We start from the raw sequence: 18131 nt of genomic DNA on the forward strand, positions 1-18131 counted from the left end.
GTTTACGTGTATATAATCCGGGTGTCGCACGTTTCTGGTGACGAGTTGAGGCGGTAGGTGACGAAATCGTCAGGATTACAAAAAAACAGCCAAGACGATCTTGGCTGTTCATAACCGGATATTATCTGCTTGTCCTCTTCTGACGGTTTCGAACGCATTAGAATCTGTAAAAGTCATCCGCATTGTTGTACCTTGGGGCTGGCTGGAATGGACTTGGAGGGTAATTCCAATTTTGGCTGCAACGGTTTGGGCAAGATAGAGGCCGAGGCCGGTAGATGCATTATGAATCCTTCCATTCCCGCCGGTAAATCCCTTGTCAAATATACGGGGAAGGTCATGAGACTGAATGCCCGGGCCCTCGTCAGTTAAATCCAGAAAGACATTTTCTTGTTCCGTAACATTCGTATTGAATGTGAGTGACTTGCCAGCAGGACTATATTTAATGGCATTGGTCAATAACTGCCTAATGATAAAACGGCACCATTTACGATCTGTAACGACAGTAGCATCATCGCCTTCAATAAGCACTGCCAGGTTTTTCTCCATACACCAGGGAGCCAGTTCCTGCACTTCTTCTGTCGCAAGACGTTGTAATGACACCTGTTCAAGAACATAGTCCGATTCCAGGGCAGGAAGGCGTGTCAAATAAAGCTGACGGTCTACAAGCAGATGAATCCTCAGCCATTCTGTTTCAATTCTGCGGATATCCGGATCACTTTGGCGTGCGGCCATAATCAGTTTCATAGCGGTCAGAGGAGTTTTGATTTCATGGATCCATGACGCAATATAATCATTCTCAATCAGCTGCGCGTCCTTCACCCCGGAAAGCTTCCGTTTGAAATGGGATGAGGCTTCTCTTAATAAATGGCCTGTAATCTTATCTAATTCATTGTCAGGTTCAGGAAGACACTCAATCCAGTCAGCGGCCATGACTTCCTGCAGTTTGGCAACCGCTGCCAGATACCTGGTTTCTTTCCTATACCGCCAAATAAAAAATACAATAAACAAAATAATATACAACGAATTTAAATATATGAAAGAAGTCGGTCCAACACTTACTCCCTGATCGAGAAGTATTAGGAGGTCAGTTACACCCAGCAAACTGATAAAAAACAGAATCCAGCTTTTTCTTGAAATCATATAACGGACTAACATATCATCTTTGCCTCCTATAAAGTTACTGCCATATAACCCATCCCTTTCTTTGTCACAATCGCGTCTGAAAGCCCAAGCGGTTCTAACTTCTGCCGCAAACGGGTGATATTTGCTGTAAGCGTATTATCATTTACGAACTGCTCATCCTCCCATAGCTTACGAATCAGGTCATGACGTGAAACGACAGAATTGTTGAACTTCACCAGCGAAAGCAGTAAGAAAAATTCGTTTTTGGTCAAGTCTGCTTCCTCGGCTGATTTTCGGATCACACCCCGCTTTAAATCAATTAAGGCACCGTTCCATTCGAGTGTATCTGCCTGGGTTTCCCCATAAGCGTACGTCCGGCGGAGAATTGCCTGAATTTTGGCATACAGCACATTCGTATGAAAAGGTTTCTGGACAAAATCATCTGCACCCATATTAAGCGCCATAACCATATCTAACGGATGATCGCGGGAAGATAAGAAGATGATGGGTACTTCGGATACAGAGCGGATTTCTCTACACCAATGAAAACCGTCGAATTTAGGCAGCGTGATATCCATGATTACAAGATGAGCCTGCTGATCAAGAAACGAACGCATAACCTGATCAAAATCATCCGGTTTCGTAACCCGGAACCCCCAAGCGTCCAGTCCGGATTGTAGTGCCTCGAATAACGCCTGATCATCTTCGACTATAAATATATTAAATTCCATAGAATGAACTTTCTCCCTTTTGTAATATATTTAATTGTTAGTACTATATTATAGATTAAGGCTTGGAGTCCAATCCATTCATTTTATGATAAAATTGTCACCTTCCTTTTGAAAATGTCACCTAAACCGCGCGACAAGAAAGGAAATTTAAATATACAATTATGTTACATACTCTAATGGAGGATGCTGCCTGTTGGATTATGAAGCTGCAAGAATATTCAATGATGTGGAAGGCAAATCATTATATTGACTGAATAGGAGAAACTGAATGATGAAGAAAATGATTTTCGCATGTGTCATCTGTGCTATCTTCCTTGTGGGGTGCAGCAGCAATAATGAGGCAAACTCCGATAAGATGAGTCCCGATCAGAATGTGCAACTTACGTTGGAGCAATACATGCAAGCCATCGCCAATAAAGATAGTGTAAAATTGACAGAGTTATACGGCGGCAGCTACCAGGGGTTCATGAATTTATCTCCTGAAACAGACCCTGACGACGAGCAAAAATTATTCAACCAGTATCTTGAGCTAATTCCCAATATCTCTCTGAAAGAAATTCTTGAACAGACTGAGGTAAGCAAGGATGAATATAAATTCGTGATTACCTTTCAGCATGAAGACGGAACCTTGTTCCAGACACAGGAGTCTGACATTATCACTGATAAGTTCACCTACACAGTTAAAAGAGTTGACGGTAGACTAAAGGTAATGGAAGTCCCTCCATATCAACCCTAGGGTAGAGTCTTCATCGTGAACTACAGCTTGGTTTGAATTCTATAAGGGTTCACTTTGGCCGTTGGCTTTGAGTCTATAGTTTTTCTCCACAGGAAGCTGGAAGCTCCAGTCTCCGGTGAGTGTATGCTGCTGAGCCTGCTCATCGGACAGGATTAACTCGTTGACGTTAATTTTCAACAGGAACTTGTCTGGAGGCGGGGTTCCGTTGAAGGTGAAATTGATGGTGCCGTTTTTGTCCAACATTACACCTGCGTCCGTTGTGATGCCGGGAACTGCCTGTACAGTTGAAGGGTCCAATTCAAACGTCGGCTTGACTGATTGTTTCATCCATTGTGACTGCGATATCTCGTTAGAATGTTTCATTGAGTATTGGATAATCAGGTTCTGGCCGTTGAACATATATTGATGAATGAGGAGTGTATAGCCTTTGTATGTTTTACCGCCTATAGAAGTCATCATGTCATTTTCGCTTGCTGGCATCAGTGCTGGATCGCTATTAGCATCCAGCTTTACCATGAGCGGGGAGGTAAATGAATTCTTAACGCTGAATAGTACGACTGCACAAATGAGCAGTACGATCATCGATACTGCAGGTACCCTGGATTGGAATATGCCCTGTTTCCGGGGGAATATTCTTTGTTGCGGTGTCAGGCCCCGCTTGGGAATCACGGTCGGTACCCGTTCAATTTCATTATGAACTTCATCCGGAGCAGCCTCATGCGCCTGATGGATGCCGGAAGTCGGGAACCGTGTCTCGAACCAGGTTGCCTTCTTGCTGCTGTGTGCAGTAATACTCCCTCCATGTACATCAATAATGCTTTTTGCGATGGCCAGTCCGAGACCTGTCCCCCCGGTCTGCTTCGACCTGGAGCTCTCTACCCGGTAAAAGCGTTCGAATATAAAGGGCAGATCCCGTTCCGGAATGGGTTCTCCATAATTTTGGATCCGAACGACCAGCACATCTTCTTCCCTGGCAATATCGATATCAATATATCTGCCCGCCTTTCCGTACTGTATGGCATTGGCGATTATATTCTCGTACGCCCGTACCAGCAATCCCCCGTCTGCTTGAATTTTGAATTCTTCTTCCTGCATGTTCAGCCTGATCTCCATGCCTGCCCTCTCCGTAATCGGCACGAATTCCTCTTCCAGCTGACAGATCAATCCGGCGATGTCGAGCTCGGTCAGCTCCAGCGGCATGCCGTTGTTGATTCGTGTATATTCGAACAGCTCATCGATCAATCGCCGGAGCGACAAGGATTTCTCATACGCGATGTGGACGTAATAACGCATCTCCACTTCATCCAGATACCGGTCCTCCTCGACCACTTCGAGAAAGCCGAGAATCGAGGTCAGAGGTGTGCGAAGATCATGCGATACACCGGTAATTAAGTCATTTTTGGTCTTTTCCGCTTTGCGTTCCTCCGCTATCGAATGCTTCAGCTGCATACTCATCCGGTTAATACTGAGCGCGACCTCGCCCAATTTATTACCGGCAATTTCCGGGATTTGATGGTCGAACCGTCCGCCCGCAATCTCCTGCAACCCCCGGCTAATTTCCTCCAGATTATGATCCCATTCGCTGCTGAGCTGATTCACACTCTCTGCCACAACGCTTAACTCATCCTTGCCCTTGACCGTTATTACACGCCCGAACCGACCTACCGACAACTCCTGCAGCCCTGCGTTGATTTCGCGCAAATCCTGAACCAAACGGAGACTGGCCAGGAAGAAAGTAATGGGAAAGAGAATGATACCAGTGATGATCATCACGCGAACGGATCCGGCATGCTCAATGCTCCAATTAATCGGGACAGCCACGTATTCGATTTTTTGCAGTTCCCCGGCCATGAAATAACCAAAAAAAATAGCTGCGCCTGTTAGGGCCAGGCTTCCAACCATAATCAGCATTAATCTCCAACGAATTGTATACAGCCACTGTAGTTTTATCCTACTCACCCCTTGCTTTTAGAACGCCTTCGATTTTGTATCCAATCCCCCACACGGTTTTGATTATCCGCGGCTCACGCGGATTAGCTTCTATCTTTTCACGAAGCTTTCGGATATGAACCATAACGCTATTCTTTGACTCCATAAAGGGCTCGTTCCAGACTTCCTCGTAGATCCGGTCCATGCTCAGCACCATTCCTCTATTGACTGCCAGCATGTGAAGGAGCGCGAACTCGCGGGGTGTCAGCTTGATCTCCTGCTGATCGACCGTTACCGCATGGGACGCAATATTAATAACGACATTTTCGATATGTATTTCGTTCGCGTTAGACGCAGTGGAGTTGAAATGATTCATCCTCCGAAGCTGTGACTTTATACGTGCAATCAGTTCAAGCGGGTTGAACGGTTTGGTTACGTAGTCATCGGCACCGATACTAAGGCCTGATATTTTATCTATATCCTGACCTTTAGCCGAGAGCATGATGATGGGAATAGGATTCGTTTCCCGTATTTTCATACAAGCCTGCAGCCCGTCCATCTTGGGCATCATCAGATCAAGGACAATTAAATCAACCTGATGGGACTGCAGAATCTCCAGTGCCTCCAGCCCATTTGACGCTTGCAGGAGCTTGTAGCCTTCGTTATTGAAATAGATATTCATCAATTGGATAATTTCCGCTTCGTCATCCACCATCAAAATCGTACTTTCCGCCATAGATCCTCCCATGATTCCTGTATCTTTCAAAACTTAACGAGTAGAACAATAATTATAAGCGATATTTCCAGTGCAATGAATAACGTCAGCAATATTTAAGGAAATGATAAGAATTTCGGTAGCTGGCTGATAAGCTTTCTCTTCTATGCTTAGTTCAGCACAAGAGAATTACCATTTACAACAATAAATGAGTGGAGGTTTTATTTTTGAAAAGAAATATTTTAAAGAAATCAGTAATCGTTGGTTTGAGCTTTATGCTAGTGGCTATTTCAGCAGGCTTTAGCCAGGTTCAAAAAGCTTCTGCTAATTCAAACCCCCAGGTAAACACGAAACAAACGCTAAAGGTGCTGTACGAAGACAAATATTATTTCGATGAAAACCTGTTTAAATCGCAATTTCCTGACACTCAGATTCAGGAAGTGAAATGGGATGGAAAATCAGATTTAAAAGCTTTTATCGCCAAGCAAACCCCTGATGTTGTCATGTTGAACACCCTTGAATATAAACAGATGTCCAAGGATAATCAGTTAGCAGAACTGGGACAGTTAATTAAGCGCGACAATTATAACACTGCAACCCTATATCCCGGATTATTGGACGCATTGAAGGTGAATGGTAAGCTCTACGGGCTAAGTCCGCGCTTCAACACAGAATCTCTTTTTTACAATGTAGATTTATTCAAAAAATATAATGTCCCATTACCGAAGGACGGTATGACCTGGGAAGAAATACTCAAGTTATCCGCAAAATTCCCGACTACAGGAAACAAAGACACCCGTGTCTGGGGACTTCACTATCCACTTGATAATTACACCTATTTAATAAATGGCATATCAACTTCTGAAGGGTTAACCCGATTTAATCCTGATACACTTAAAGTAACGATTAATACAGCAGCTTGGAAAAGGGTCTACAGTATGGCTATCACTGCAATAAAATCTAATTCGATAGAAGGCTCAAATAAAAGCGGATATGATGTTGATCCTTTCCTTATGGGAAGAGCGGCTATGACAGTTAGTACGACTAGTATGAATACTTTAAAGGATGTAACTGCAAATAAATCTGCTATTGCAAAGTACAAGCCGTTTACCGTTAAAATTGCCGCAGGTCCTGCCGATCCTAAGAACCGGAACATGACACGTAACATTCATCTTGACTCAATCTTTGCGATTCCGGCCAGTTCATCTAATAAAGAGCTTGCTTGGGATTTCGTCAAATTTTATAACGGAGCAGATTTTGCTAAATCTAAATCCGAGGTGCTTTCCGATTATTCCCTGTCAAGAATGCATTATAGTAAAGAATTCAAAGGATTTAGCATGGAAGCCTTCTATAAATTAAAACCAAACCTGGAAACACCGCCATATACCAATCCAATAGGAGTTCCTTTTAACAATGCACAGTATTCAGTTATTTTGAATAGTGAAATTAAGCAGGTAATCAGTAACAAAAAGACACTAGACAAAGCGCTGGCTTCCATTCAAACCCAGGTTCAAAAGAGCCTTGATGATGCTGTGAAAAAGCAAAAAGCGAAGAAATAACTTTGAAATAACCAATGAGCGGAGGTTTTATTTTTGAATAAAATGATGTTACAGAAGGTCATGCTTACTAGTCTCAGTGTTATGTTTATCGGTACTTCAGCTGGTGTTGGCATAGGTAAACCCGTTTCTGCAGATTCGGATATCCAGGCGAGTACGAAAGACACTTTAAAAGTTTTGTACTGGAATGCTGACGATTTCAACAGGACGTACGGGAAGCAGTTTAATAAGGACTACCCTGATACAGACATCGAAGTCTTTGCACCTACAGGTACAGGTTCGATTACGGATTATAATTCCGCTATCCAAAAGTATTCACCGGATCTTGTGATGCTGCCCCCCTATGATTACCAGCAACTGTCTAAAGATAAAAAGCTGGTAGATTTAGAACCGTTAATTAAACGGGATCAGTATGACATGACAACGGTATACCCTGGCTTGCTCGAAGAATTAAAGGAACTGGGCGGCGGCAAACTTAACGGGCTTAGCCCAAAGGCGGAGTCGTATGCTCTTCTGTATAATGCTGATTTATTTAAAAAGTATAAGGTCGAAGCACCAGGTGATGGAATGACGTGGGAAGAAATATTGAGACTCGCTGGTGAATTCCCTGCTACAGGAGATAAGAACACCAGAATCTGGGGCTTAAGCTCCTTTGGATCCGGCAATCTGGTAATGGATATCGCAAGAACAGAAGGGTTAGCGTACGTAGACACAAATACTCTAAAGGCTACAGCGAACACAACGGCATGGAAAAATGCTTATCGTCTGTCTGTCGAGGCCACGAAGTCTGGGGTACTTGACGAAAAAATCAGTCTTTCCGGCAAAAGTTATCTGGAAAGCAGTCCGTTCATTATGGGACGCTCAGCTATGATAGTAGCTTCTGTCAGTCAGCTCCAGTCCTTGCAGGCAGCAAAAAGTAAAGTAAACAATTATAAACCGTTTACGCTTGGTATTGCTGCGGGTCCTGCGGATTCTAAGGACCGGAAGTCAACAGGATATGTATTTGGTTCGGAGATTCTGGCTATTCCGGCAGGTGCATCGAATGTGGATGCCGCTTGGGAATTCATTAAATACTTCAATGGGGAAGACTACGCCAAAGAATACTATAAACCTAATACCTCTAATAATAGCATTGGTGCTCCCCTGTCCCGAATGATTGCGGAGTTCTCTGGATACAAGCTGGATGCATTCTATAAACTAAAACCTAATTACGGTTCATCTATTACAAGTTATACTCTCATGAACAAATCTCCAGAATTGGAATTGAATTTTCGGTCACTTCTCTCTGAAGAACTGACTCAGGTAGTACAAGGGAAGAAAACATTAGACGAAGCAGCTGCCGCCATTCAAACACAAACACAAGCTGCTGCTGATAATGTGGCAAAGGCTCAGAAGGCAAAATAGTAAAATATACAGACTGAGATGTTAATACACTAACGAGGAACTTTAATTCAATAAAAAAGCGACAGCCAGGACCTGTTTCCTTGTCCATGGCTGTCGCTGTTTCAGTTTGAAAGGGTCAGTCTGCCTGACCGTTCGGCAAAAACCGGAACCACTGCAGATCAAAATGACTGCCCGGCAGGAACAGGAATGTCACAGTCTGTGCACCATACACTGGTTCAAGCACAAATTCCCCCACCGTATAGCTGTCCGCCCCTTGAAATTCAACAAGCTGCTTGGAGTCGCCGTCGGGGCTGCCGAACAGCAGGTGGACCGTATTGTTCGCAAGCTGTGAACGCCCGCAAATCTGCAGCCGGACTGCCCCGCGCTCACCAAAATCCATATCCTCATAGATTAGGGACACATTGTTGCCGATTCCCTCAACCGCATTCTCCGTAACAGAGAACGTATCCCCGTATATCCGGCTGTTCTCCAGAGCGCCGAGACTGGCGAAGGCTTTGTGCCGGCGGGCAAAGCGGAAGCCCTTAAGGTGAATTTTCTTCTGCAGGACGAAGGACAATGTCACAATTCCGCTCAACCGCTTAGGCAGCTTGTAGCTTTCCTCCTGGTATACATTCCATTGTGACGGCTTCTGATAGAGCACGGTATCCAGCAGCACTGCACCAGACTGGCCGGGAATACCCTCCCAGATCCCGATCTGATATTCCTCACTGTCCAACGCGAATATAGGCAGTGTCAATTCATCAGCACCGTAGCTGCCAAAGTCGATCCGCTCGAAGCAGATCAGGCTCTGCCCTTCACGCGCCGTCGCTACGCCGCGTTCATTGCCGTTGGTCAGATTGTAGCTGGCGCTGCTGTGATAGGCTGCGGAGACAAACTCATACGGGTTCAGATAAGCCTGCCCGAAGCCGCTCAGCTTAAGTTCCATCTGTGAGTACAGCCGGATGCCATCTGCACCGTTCCTTACCCCGCACCGTACATATACATCGCCGTCGCCGAGCGCAGTGATCAGCACTTCATGCCCGTTCACCTCAAGAGAGGCGATATTGGAATCCACTCCGGCCGCGTTGGTGATGCGCCATTCCACATCCTGATAAGTAGCGTTCTCCGGGTGCAGCTTCACGCGGATGGGCAAGCCGGACTTATCCGAGGTCAGCAGCGTGCCTTCGGGGCAGAGGAGCTCCAGCTTACGAACCGGCACCTCAGGCAAGGCATCGCCGACGGTATCCCCGGCGCTCCCGCTGGTTCCCCGCCCGGCTTCCAGCGGACAATCCGCATAGAGCACCCGCTCTTCCGCTCCCGCAGCAGCCGGCACAGACCGCAGCACAATCTCCGCACCGGCAATGCCCGCCGACTCCGCGCGCAGCGTAATCGCCCCCGGCTCCAGTGTGCCGGCGATAACCGCCAGCAGCTTGCCGCTGAACATCCGGCGGCTTGCGCCTTTGTAGGCATCGTAATCGGTGCTGTCCCCGTTATCCAGGCCGACCAGCCGTCCCGGTCCTTCGATGCTCAGCTGCACCCGGTTGTTGGCATTCTCCACAGGGAGACCGGCTGCATCTGCAGCAGTAATCGTAACGAAGATCAGATCCTGCCCGTCAGCAGCAAGCTCCTGCTTGTCTGCTGCCAGCACAAGGGAGGCGGCATCGCCGAAGGAAGCCCTCTGCTCTGAGGCAATAACCCGACCCTGCTCATCATAGGCATCGGCCCGGAGAACCCCTGCCTTGTACGGCAGCTTCCAGTTCCCTACAAGCTGAAGACCATTTTCATGGTCAATGTCATACGTACCCTGGGAGACATCATCCAGGAAGAGCTCAATCCGCGGCGCATTGGAGCAGACCCGGACATCAATCAGCTGACCTTCGGAGAAATCCCAATACGGAAAAATATGAATCATCGGGGAAGTGCGGTAATCCGTCCATTCCGCCTGATAAATATAATAGGAATCCTTCGGGAACCCGGCGGTGTCCAGCTGGCCGAAGTAAGAGTTCTTGGTATGGTAAGGGGTCGGTTCTCCGATATAGTCGAAGCCGGTCCAGAGGAACTGTCCCAGGGAATACTTGGCATCCCGGTCTCCGGTGATACAGGTTTCTGTATTCTTCGCGCCCCAGCTGGTTGAGCTGTTACCAAGCGCCGAACACTGCTGGTCATCGTCGGCAAGCACCGGCTGGTCCAGCGGAAAATGATAGATACCCCGGCTCTGCACCGTCGAGCAGGTCTCACTGCCGTAGATAATCCAGTCCGGATGCTCTGCATGATGTGCAGCATAATATTTCTCGCCATAGTTATAACCAGCAAGTTTGACGATGTCTGCGCATTTGCGGGCATTTTCCCATGGCATATAGTTCGAGCCGATCGTTACAAAGCCGTTGCCGCGCGGGTCATGCAGCAGCACCTCATCCTGCAGCATCCGGGTAACCTCTTGGCCCCGCTCACCTGCGTGGGTATCATAGATCTCGTTGCCGATGCTCCACATGATCAGGCTCGGACGGTTCCGGTCGCGCCGGACCCAGCTGGCAATATCCTTCCTCCACCAATCCGGGAAAAAACGGGCGTAGTCGTAAGGCGTCTTGCTGCGCTCCCACATGTCAAACGCCTCCGAAACGATCAGCACGCCCATCTCATCCGCCAGCTCCATCAGCTCGACCGCAGGCATATTATGGGCCGTGCGGATGGCGTTCACGCCCATCTCCTGCAGCAGCACGATCTGCCGCCGCAGCGCAGCCGTATTAACCGCTGCCCCCAGCGCACCCAGATCATGGTGCTGGCACACCCCGTTCAGCTTAAAGGAGCGGCCGTTGAGGAAAAATCCCTTGTCACTGTCCAGCTCCACTGTCCGGAAGCCGAACCGTTCACGCTCCTCCTGGATAACGTTCCCGCCTTCCAGCAGTTCTGTCTTTAGCCAATACAGGCTCGGGCTGGCAATATCCCAGAGCGCCGGCTGCTCCACTGTCAGCCTGCTGTGGGCATGCACAGTCCCGCCACCGTCCGTCATCAACACTGCGGACTCTTCCCCGGCCACTGCATTACCGTCCCCGTCCAGCACCGTATGGCGGAGCGTGTAAGCTGTCTTTTCCCCAGGAGCTGCATGGTTCTGCCCGTTATTCCCCGGCCGGTCTGCAGTATCCTCCAGCTCCAGCTCTGTATCCACATCCACCGTCCAGTTCCCGGCGTCCGCCGGCCGTGCAGCAATGTAGATTCCGTCTGCAGCAATATGGCTCAGCGGATATTCACGCAGCCACACCGAGCGGTAGATGCCTGCCCCGGAGTACCAGCGGGAATTGGGCGATTCATGAACAACCCGCATCACAATGCGGTTATCGCCTTCCTGCAGATAAGGCGTAATGTCAAATTCAAAGGTGGAATACCCATACTTCCACTGCCCCGCCTCCTGTCCGTTTACATACAGCGTAGAGTCCATGTATACGCCTTCAAACCGCAGAGAGCAGCAGCGCTCGGGCAGTATTTTCTCCAGAGTAAGCGTCCTGGTGTACCAGCCCTCCCCGTTCTCATAGAGCGCATTCGTATCGTAGATCAGCCAGTCATGCGGCAGGGTAACGGGCATCCAGTCCGCCTCCGCCATTACCTTTGTCAGCTCAGAGCCCAGCGGCTGCTTACTGAACTGCCAGCCCCCGTTTATTTTGCGTAAAGTGTTCATTATATGATCTCCTCCTGATCTGTGTCTCCGGCATACTCGCCCGGTCTCAGCGCTTCAGATAACGTTCATAGGCTGCCTGCTGAATGTCCAGCGCCCGCTCAATCCCCATATCCCGCATCTGCTGCACGTATTTGTCGTAGTTATCCACCGGCTCGGTGCCGAGAATAATTTTGAGTTCTGCCTCCTTCACCAGGGTATTGATGTCGTTCATAATGCTGCCCAGCTCATCGGATTCCTCGCCTGTCGGCGTAACCGGAGGGAGCAGATGGCGCTCGTGGTTCGTATTCTTCCAGATGTCCAGGGCCGCAGTGGTCTGGGCAAACTTCACCGGCAGATGATTATCCTGCTGAATCATTGGAAAGTTCGTGCTGTGCGAGTACTTGAGCATCACCTTATCGCTGGAAATACCGTCCGGGTTATTCGCCACAAAGTCCGTGTACTCCGGCTCGCCGTCCACCAAAGTATACGTAGTTCCTTCAATGCCAAAGGTATTCAGCATACTGCCCTCTTCGGTAAAAGCATAATCAAGCCACCGCATCGCCGCCTCCACATGCTTCGTATTAGCCGAAATTGCCGCAGAGTAGGTTCCCGCATAAGCATTGTCGAGCTGGCCGAACTCCGGCGTTTTCCCCTTGGCGGCTGCAGGATACGGGGCTGCTGCAAAATCAGCCTGTTTCCCGGCGGCCTGTGCTGCCGAATTGTAGCTCTCAATGTAAAATTGCCAGCCGATCGTCGCTCCGCTCTCGCCGGAGGTCATTTTCTTATCCACAGTCGCCGCGTCGATAGAGGCAAAATCCTTATCGATCAGCCCCTCCTTATACCACTGCGCCATCGTCTTCAGGTACTCCTTATAGCCCGGCTCCAGGTAGCCGTAGACCACCTTCCCGTCATTAACGTAGAAATTGCCCATCACCCCGAAGGCTCCGGCAAATCCGCCGGTCCGCTCATTCAGGAACAAGGTCCGGAGCGTCAGCGGGGCGGCCGCCTGTTTCCTTTCTTTAAAAGCGGTCAGAACCGTATGCCACTCGCCGATCGTCTCCGGGATGCCAAGCCCCAGCTCGTCCAGCCAGTCCTGGCGGATAATCGGTCCGCCGTATACCCTGCCGTTTTCCGAACGGATGAACGGGAAGGCATAGTAGGTGCCGGCATCGGTTTTGATCATTTTGTCAATTTCGGGATGCTCGGCAAGCGTCCGTTTCAGGTTGGGGGCATACTGGCCGATCAGATCGTTCAGCTTGAGAATATAGCCCTGCTCCACCGCCTTATCGGGACCGCCGGGAAACTGCAGCCAGGTGTTGAGAAAAATATCCGGCAGCTCGCCTGACGCCAGCAGCAGACTGAATTTCTGGTCAGTCATCGGCGTGCCTCCCAGCTGCCTGATACGGATTCCGGTCCGGGCCTCGTACTCGTCCTCAATCGGCAGACGCTCCGGCGTGCCTCCCAGCTGCTCATTCATAAAGGTGAGCGTGATATCCCCTGTCATCGGATAGGAAAAATCAGCGGGGTCCGCAGACGGATTACCCGGAGGAATCTTCAAAGCGCTTTCATTATTAGAGCCCCCGCAGCCTCCGGCAAGCAGGACAATGCCCAGTACAAAAACGGCTGAATGCCTGGCCCTTCCTTTTCTCCAACTTTTGATCAACATGATGACCTCCACTGTAAAATATGGGCCCGGTTACCGCCCTGTGCGACTTCATGCGATTTCATGCACCTTCAATGTAAGCGATAACCGGCGCCCGGAGCAATGTTCAATATGCATAATGGATTGTCATTATCTTGAATTCTCCCCCACTTAGCTAGCGCTTGAAGTGGCGGATTCTTGCGAACAGAAGCGTAACCTCTTCTTATTTAGCAAGCGATTCCTGCGTTCCCGCAGTTCTATCATTTGGATAGGTGGCGGTTAAACCGCTACTTGTGCAATATTATGAGCGGCGTTTTCATCACGGTCATGAAGCGTACCGCAAGCGTTGCACGTCCATTCCCGAACCGCAAGATTCTTTACTTCCGGGTGGATTGTGCCACACACGTGACACCGCTGACTGGTCGGTTCGAACATATCGACGATCCGAAGGGTTCGTCCATACCAAAGGGCTTTGTACGTCAGTTGCCGTACCCACTCCCCCCAAGACGCATCCGCGATGGATTTTGAAAGCTTGGGATTCTGAATCATATTCGCGACACGCAGCTGTTCGATACTAATCGTTTGGTTTTCACGGATCAGTTTCGTTGTCAGTTGGTGGAGAAAATCATTTCGTTTATTCGCAATACGTTCGTGAATGCGAGCGACATGCTGCTTCGCTTTCTTCCAGTTGGAGCCGCCCGGAGTACGCCGAGCCATCCGCCGCTGCCAAAGCGCCAGCTTTTTCTCATATTGGCGGTAAAAGCGGGGATTGGCATACCGTTCACCATTTGAGCTTACAGCATACTCTTTCAAACCCAGATCGATTCCGATATGTGCGTCCACTTGCGGCAGTGGGTTCTTTTCAACTTCGCAGCTAAGCGAAACGAAAAATTTCCCGCTGGCGTTTTGGCGCACGGTAGCAGACAATATCCGGCCTTCCAGCTTCCGGGAGTTTGCAAAACGCATCCAGCCGAGTTTTGGGAGCTTCAAGCGACTCCCCTCAATGGCGATATTCCCGTTCGTGAATTTGGTCGTGTAACTTTGAACCGGATGCTTCCGGCTCTTAAAGCGTGGCGCTTGATTTTGCTTTTTGAAAAAGCGATCAAAGCTATCCGCCACATGACGGGCAACCGACTGCAAAGCAATGCTATCGACTTCTTTCAGCCAGTCGTATTGCGCTTTTAGTACAGGGAGTTTTGTCGCACAAGCGTGATAGGACAAGCCTTTTCCCGTTTCCGCATAGCTTTGATTCCAAGTGTCCAAAAAGGTATTGAACACAAAGCGGCAGCAGCCAAACATACGCCTTATGAGTTGCTGTTGTTCCGGTGTGGGGTAGATCCGGTATTTATAGGCTTGATGTATCAGCATGTGCGACACCTCATTTTTGGTAATATTATTCATATTATAGAACATACGTTCTGATTTAGGTCAAATACCGCAGATTCATTCCCACCCTATCGAGGGTGGAGTATTCTCAGCTTTTTTAGATAAAAAGCCTGCATTGTCCCGCTGTCAGGACACACCGAAAAAATCAAAAACCTCCTTGGCAGCAAGGAGGTTCAGGCGTTAAATCACTTCAAACACCGGACGTTCCGGGATGTAGTGCACCGGCACCGCCGGAAACTGTGCGGCCAGCCGCTCTGCCAGCAGCTTCATGCCCGGGGCCTCACTTTCGGCATGCCCTAGCATGATCAATGCTTTGCTGCGCCCCTGCTGCAGCGCATCCCTGACATATTCCGGCGTCTCCCATTCCGGTCCCTCCCCGGCAATAATCAGGTCCAGCCCTTCTTCCCCGTACAGGGGAATCGCCAGCTGGCCCCCTCCCCGGTAGCCGACAAGGATGCCAATTTTGCTGCAGGCCGCCGAAAGATCTCCTGCTGCACGCACATAGGCAATCTGCAGCTTACTTTTCACATGCTCCGCGGCCTCTCTGGCCGTCATCGGCGGAAGCGTCAGAAGGGACACCGCCGGGCGGTGCTCCGTCACATACCCTAGCCAGCCCAGCGCCGCAATCAGCCCTTCGGTGATACCGTCCGGCGTATAGCGGTGCACATGGTCATGGAGCCGGTAAATACCTGTTTCCTGCCGGGCAAGCAGCGCCGACTTCTGGAGGTAAATCGGGTCCTGACTGAGCCGTTCATGCTGGTCGTGGTGGCTGTAATAGATCCCCTCATGGGAGAGGATCAGGTTGGCTCCCAGGGCAGCCGCCTGTTCTATCACATATTGCGAGGCGGTAAATGCGGTGACAATTCCCCGCACCTCCGTCTCCGGTGCTCCATTTTCCAGCCTGTCTACCGTCTGCTCCGGCACGGGGATTCCAGCCGTCAGCCAGTCAATAACCGTTCCGAAGGTAATTGTCATGTGCATATCCATTTAGTAGATGGTACGTGACAACTGATCTTCTATACCGCTTTTCCGGTAAAAGTACGTGTTGATCTGGTCACGCCATTCCTTCGCATGCGCGGCTTGCCCTGTAAGACGCTGTTCCACCTGCACATACAGATCCTCTCTTACCTTATCCTTCAAGGTCTGCCAGGAGGACAACAGCCCTTCCGCCCGCTGCGCCCCTTCAAAATGCGTATCGTAAATGTGCTGGATTACGGTTTTGCCGGAATGGAGCACATGGGTATACGGCACATGGTGGAAGAACAGCAGCAGCTCATCCGGGCATTCCTCTAGCGACTCGTAGCGGGCAGCGTTGCTGCCGATGTACTGGGCGCTGTATCCGGTTCCCGTCTTCACTGTCCGGTCGACTCCGATCCCGCGGTTGTCGGCGTAATGATAGGTGCCCCACTGCGAATATTCATAGCCGTCCACATTCGGCCCGTAGTGATGCTCCGGATTGATCATCCAGCCCACACCAAGCGGAGCGGTGTAGGATTCATAGATTTCTAATGAATCCAGCAAAATCCCGCTGATCACGTCCGCCACCTCCTGATTGCTGCCGAAGGTCATAGCAATCCATTCAGCAGCGATGGCTTCCGCGCTGAGCTCAGGATTCCAGGCCAGCCGGCCGTAGCCGTACAGGTTGGCCTGGGCCAGCAGATGGCCGGACCAGTTGATGTCATTGCCGGTGTTGGACACCGCCGCAATTCCGCTGTGCCGGTTGCCCCATAGTGAACCGTCCACGATGCGCTTAACCGGAGAAGCCTCCCCTTTGGCAAGGGTCTGGAATTCCAGCACCTCCTTCCACTGGGGAACCAGATAGCAGACATGGCGCTGCTGGCCGGTATATTCCTGGGCGATCTGGAATTCAATGATCTGATTGGTCTGCGTAAGTGCCCCGAACAGCGGGGAGACCGGCTCTCTGACCTGGAAATCCATCGGCCCGTTTTTGATCTGCAGGATGACATTGTCCTTGAATCTGCCGTCCAGCGGCTTGAAGTGGTCATAGGCTGCCCGCGCACGGTCCGTCTTACGGTCACGCCAGTCCTGCTTGCAGTTGTATACGAAGCAGCGCCAGATGACGATACCGCCGAACGGCTCCAGCGCTTCAGCCAGCATATTGGCCCCGTCGGCATGATCGCGTCCGTAGGTGAACGGGCCCGGACGGTTCTCCGAATCCGCCTTGACCACAAAGCCGCCAAAATCCGGGATCGCCTTATAAACTTCAGCCGCCTTGTTCTGCCACCAGGTGCGCACGCCCGGATCGAGCGGGTCGGCAGTGCCCGCTCCGCCTTCCTGCATTGGTCCGGCAAAGTTCACGCTCAGGAACAGCCGGATACCATACACCCTGAACTGGTCCGCAATTTCGGCCACCTGCGGCAGATACTCCGAGATGAACAGCGTTTCCTGCGCATGGACATTTACATTGTTGATTGCAATGGCATTGATCCCGGCGGAGGACATCAGGCGCGCATAATCACGGACCCGCTCCATATCCCCGATAAACCGGTTATTGTCATATAAAAAGGATCTGCCGGCATAGCCCCGCTCCACGCTGCCGTCAAAATTATCCCAGTGGTTAATCATCCGCAGGCCGTTGACCGGATTCACCGCTTCATCGAGTGCATCGATGGGCTGGAGCGTACCTAGGAGCCGCAGCAGATGGAACACTCCGTAGAGCAAGCCTGCAGGAGCGGAGGCGCCAACAGCAATACAGTTATGCTCTTCACTGGTGCGGATGGCAAAGCCTTCGCGGCCGATCTTGCGGATGTCGGCCTCTGCAAACACACTGCTGATCAGCGTGTTGCCCCCTCCGAAGGTGCCGAAGGCAACGACCGGGCCAGCGCTTGTCCCGGCAGAACGCGCCGGAGAATTCGCTGCGGTGATCGCCATAGCACCTTCCGCCTGCACCTCAATGCCCAGCATCGAGGCAACCCCGCGCTTCCATTCCGCCAGCGCAGCCTGAACCGTGTCGTCCGTCTCCGTAACGCTCACCGCTCCGCACCATCTCACATATTGCTCCTGAAGCTTACCCTGCGGCAGCTCAGGGTAGCTCAACCAGGCATTATAGCCATGATCCTGTGTCCGATTGCTGATCCTGTTTGCTTCCTTCATCCGGAAATCTCCTCCTGATTGTTCCTGATTATTGTTACTTAACACCCTTGTTTTCTACATTTGATTTCTACACTTATTCCACGCCTGATTTCTACATTTGATATACTCACTCAACATATTCGCTCAACCTGTCCGCTCTGCGCGCCTCACACATCAACCCCACAG

The 18131-nt window shown here is 50.2% G+C and carries 12 protein-coding genes; 3 read left to right on the top strand and 9 right to left on the bottom strand.

Annotation, left to right across the window (positions count from 1 at the left end; translation table 11 throughout):
* Positions 1 to 108: 108 nt before the first annotated feature.
* Together R70723_RS22350 and R70723_RS22355 are read right to left on the bottom strand one after the other, a co-directional pair.
* Positions 109 to 1155: a sensor histidine kinase gene (locus tag R70723_RS22350; protein ID WP_039875513.1), complete on the bottom strand. Its 1047-nt coding sequence runs from the start codon at positions 1153 to 1155 to the stop codon at positions 109 to 111.
* Positions 1156 to 1169: 14 nt separating this feature from the next.
* Positions 1170 to 1853, bottom strand: coding sequence for a response regulator transcription factor (locus R70723_RS22355; RefSeq protein WP_039875514.1), 684 nt, complete (start codon positions 1851 to 1853; stop codon positions 1170 to 1172).
* A 268-nt stretch (positions 1854 to 2121) separates the two neighbouring features.
* On the opposite strand from R70723_RS22355, the gene R70723_RS22360 reads away from it, so the two are divergent.
* Positions 2122 to 2589, top strand: coding sequence for a hypothetical protein (locus tag R70723_RS22360; RefSeq protein WP_039875517.1), 468 nt, complete (start codon positions 2122 to 2124; stop codon positions 2587 to 2589).
* A 39-nt stretch (positions 2590 to 2628) separates the two neighbouring features.
* Here the strand turns inward: R70723_RS22360 and R70723_RS34330 are convergent, their stop codons facing one another.
* On the bottom strand, positions 2629 to 4500 hold the full coding sequence (locus R70723_RS34330; RefSeq protein WP_063837771.1) for an ATP-binding protein: 1872 nt from the start codon (positions 4498 to 4500) through the stop codon (positions 2629 to 2631).
* A 40-nt stretch (positions 4501 to 4540) separates the two neighbouring features.
* On the bottom strand, positions 4541 to 5254 hold the full coding sequence (locus R70723_RS22370; RefSeq protein ID WP_039875520.1) for a response regulator transcription factor: 714 nt from the start codon (positions 5252 to 5254) through the stop codon (positions 4541 to 4543).
* A 206-nt stretch (positions 5255 to 5460) separates the two neighbouring features.
* Between R70723_RS22370 and R70723_RS22375 the strand changes: the two genes are divergently transcribed.
* Both R70723_RS22375 and R70723_RS22380 read left to right on the top strand, forming a co-directional pair.
* The gene (locus R70723_RS22375; RefSeq protein ID WP_052421426.1) at positions 5461 to 6792 is read left to right on the top strand and encodes an extracellular solute-binding protein; all 1332 of its coding nucleotides are present in this window, start codon (positions 5461 to 5463) and stop codon (positions 6790 to 6792) included.
* Positions 6793 to 6834: 42 nt separating this feature from the next.
* Positions 6835 to 8193, top strand: coding sequence for an ABC transporter substrate-binding protein (locus R70723_RS22380; RefSeq protein ID WP_039879153.1), 1359 nt, complete (start codon positions 6835 to 6837; stop codon positions 8191 to 8193).
* A gap of 115 nt (positions 8194 to 8308) precedes the next feature.
* On the opposite strand, the gene R70723_RS22385 is transcribed toward R70723_RS22380, so the two are convergent.
* The 5 genes from R70723_RS22385 to R70723_RS22405 all read right to left on the bottom strand — a co-directional run bounded on the left by R70723_RS22385 (position 8309) and on the right by R70723_RS22405 (position 17966).
* Entirely contained in the window at positions 8309 to 11845 is a 3537-nt protein-coding gene (locus tag R70723_RS22385; protein ID WP_039875522.1) for a glycoside hydrolase family 2 TIM barrel-domain containing protein, read from the bottom strand.
* 46 nt (positions 11846 to 11891) lie between these two features.
* Positions 11892 to 13490 carry an extracellular solute-binding protein gene (locus R70723_RS22390; RefSeq protein WP_144027187.1) on the bottom strand — a complete coding sequence of 533 codons (1599 nt, stop codon included), beginning with the start codon at positions 13488 to 13490 and terminating at the stop codon, positions 11892 to 11894.
* Positions 13491 to 13745: 255 nt separating this feature from the next.
* Positions 13746 to 14834 carry an IS200/IS605 family element RNA-guided endonuclease TnpB gene (gene tnpB, locus R70723_RS22395; protein WP_081957455.1) on the bottom strand — a complete coding sequence of 363 codons (1089 nt, stop codon included), beginning with the start codon at positions 14832 to 14834 and terminating at the stop codon, positions 13746 to 13748.
* 198 nt (positions 14835 to 15032) lie between these two features.
* Positions 15033 to 15827 (bottom strand): Nif3-like dinuclear metal center hexameric protein, encoded by a 795-nt coding sequence (locus R70723_RS22400; RefSeq protein WP_039879157.1) that lies wholly within the window; start codon positions 15825 to 15827, stop codon positions 15033 to 15035.
* A gap of 12 nt (positions 15828 to 15839) precedes the next feature.
* Positions 15840 to 17966, bottom strand: a complete 2127-nt coding sequence (locus tag R70723_RS22405) for an alpha-glucuronidase family glycosyl hydrolase (protein ID WP_039875525.1) — start codon at positions 17964 to 17966, stop codon at positions 15840 to 15842.
* Positions 17967 to 18131 lie beyond the last annotated feature (165 nt).

The sequence above is a fragment of the Paenibacillus sp. FSL R7-0273 genome, assembly GCF_000758625.1.
Taxonomy (GTDB): Bacteria; Bacillota; Bacilli; order Paenibacillales; family Paenibacillaceae; genus Paenibacillus_AQ.

What these genes read in the sequence shown, in the direction of transcription:
- R70723_RS22350 (WP_039875513.1), bottom strand. Translation starts at nt 1,155, where the DNA reads ATGTTAGTCCGTTATATGATTTCAAGAAAAAGCTGGATTCTGTTTTTT.
- R70723_RS22355 (WP_039875514.1), bottom strand. Translation starts at nt 1,853, where the DNA reads ATGGAATTTAATATATTTATAGTCGAAGATGATCAGGCGTTATTCGAG.
- R70723_RS22360 (WP_039875517.1), top strand. Translation starts at nt 2,122, where the DNA reads ATGATGAAGAAAATGATTTTCGCATGTGTCATCTGTGCTATCTTCCTT.
- R70723_RS34330 (WP_063837771.1), bottom strand. Translation starts at nt 4,500, where the DNA reads ATGCTGATTATGGTTGGAAGCCTGGCCCTAACAGGCGCAGCTATTTTT.
- R70723_RS22370 (WP_039875520.1), bottom strand. Translation starts at nt 5,254, where the DNA reads ATGGCGGAAAGTACGATTTTGATGGTGGATGACGAAGCGGAAATTATC.
- R70723_RS22380 (WP_039879153.1), top strand. Translation starts at nt 6,835, where the DNA reads ATGATGTTACAGAAGGTCATGCTTACTAGTCTCAGTGTTATGTTTATC.
- R70723_RS22385 (WP_039875522.1), bottom strand. Translation starts at nt 11,845, where the DNA reads ATGAACACTTTACGCAAAATAAACGGGGGCTGGCAGTTCAGTAAGCAG.
- R70723_RS22390 (WP_144027187.1), bottom strand. Translation starts at nt 13,490, where the DNA reads ATGTTGATCAAAAGTTGGAGAAAAGGAAGGGCCAGGCATTCAGCCGTT.
- tnpB (WP_081957455.1), bottom strand. Translation starts at nt 14,834, where the DNA reads ATGCTGATACATCAAGCCTATAAATACCGGATCTACCCCACACCGGAA.
- R70723_RS22400 (WP_039879157.1), bottom strand. Translation starts at nt 15,827, where the DNA reads ATGACAATTACCTTCGGAACGGTTATTGACTGGCTGACGGCTGGAATC.
- R70723_RS22405 (WP_039875525.1), bottom strand. Translation starts at nt 17,966, where the DNA reads ATGAAGGAAGCAAACAGGATCAGCAATCGGACACAGGATCATGGCTAT.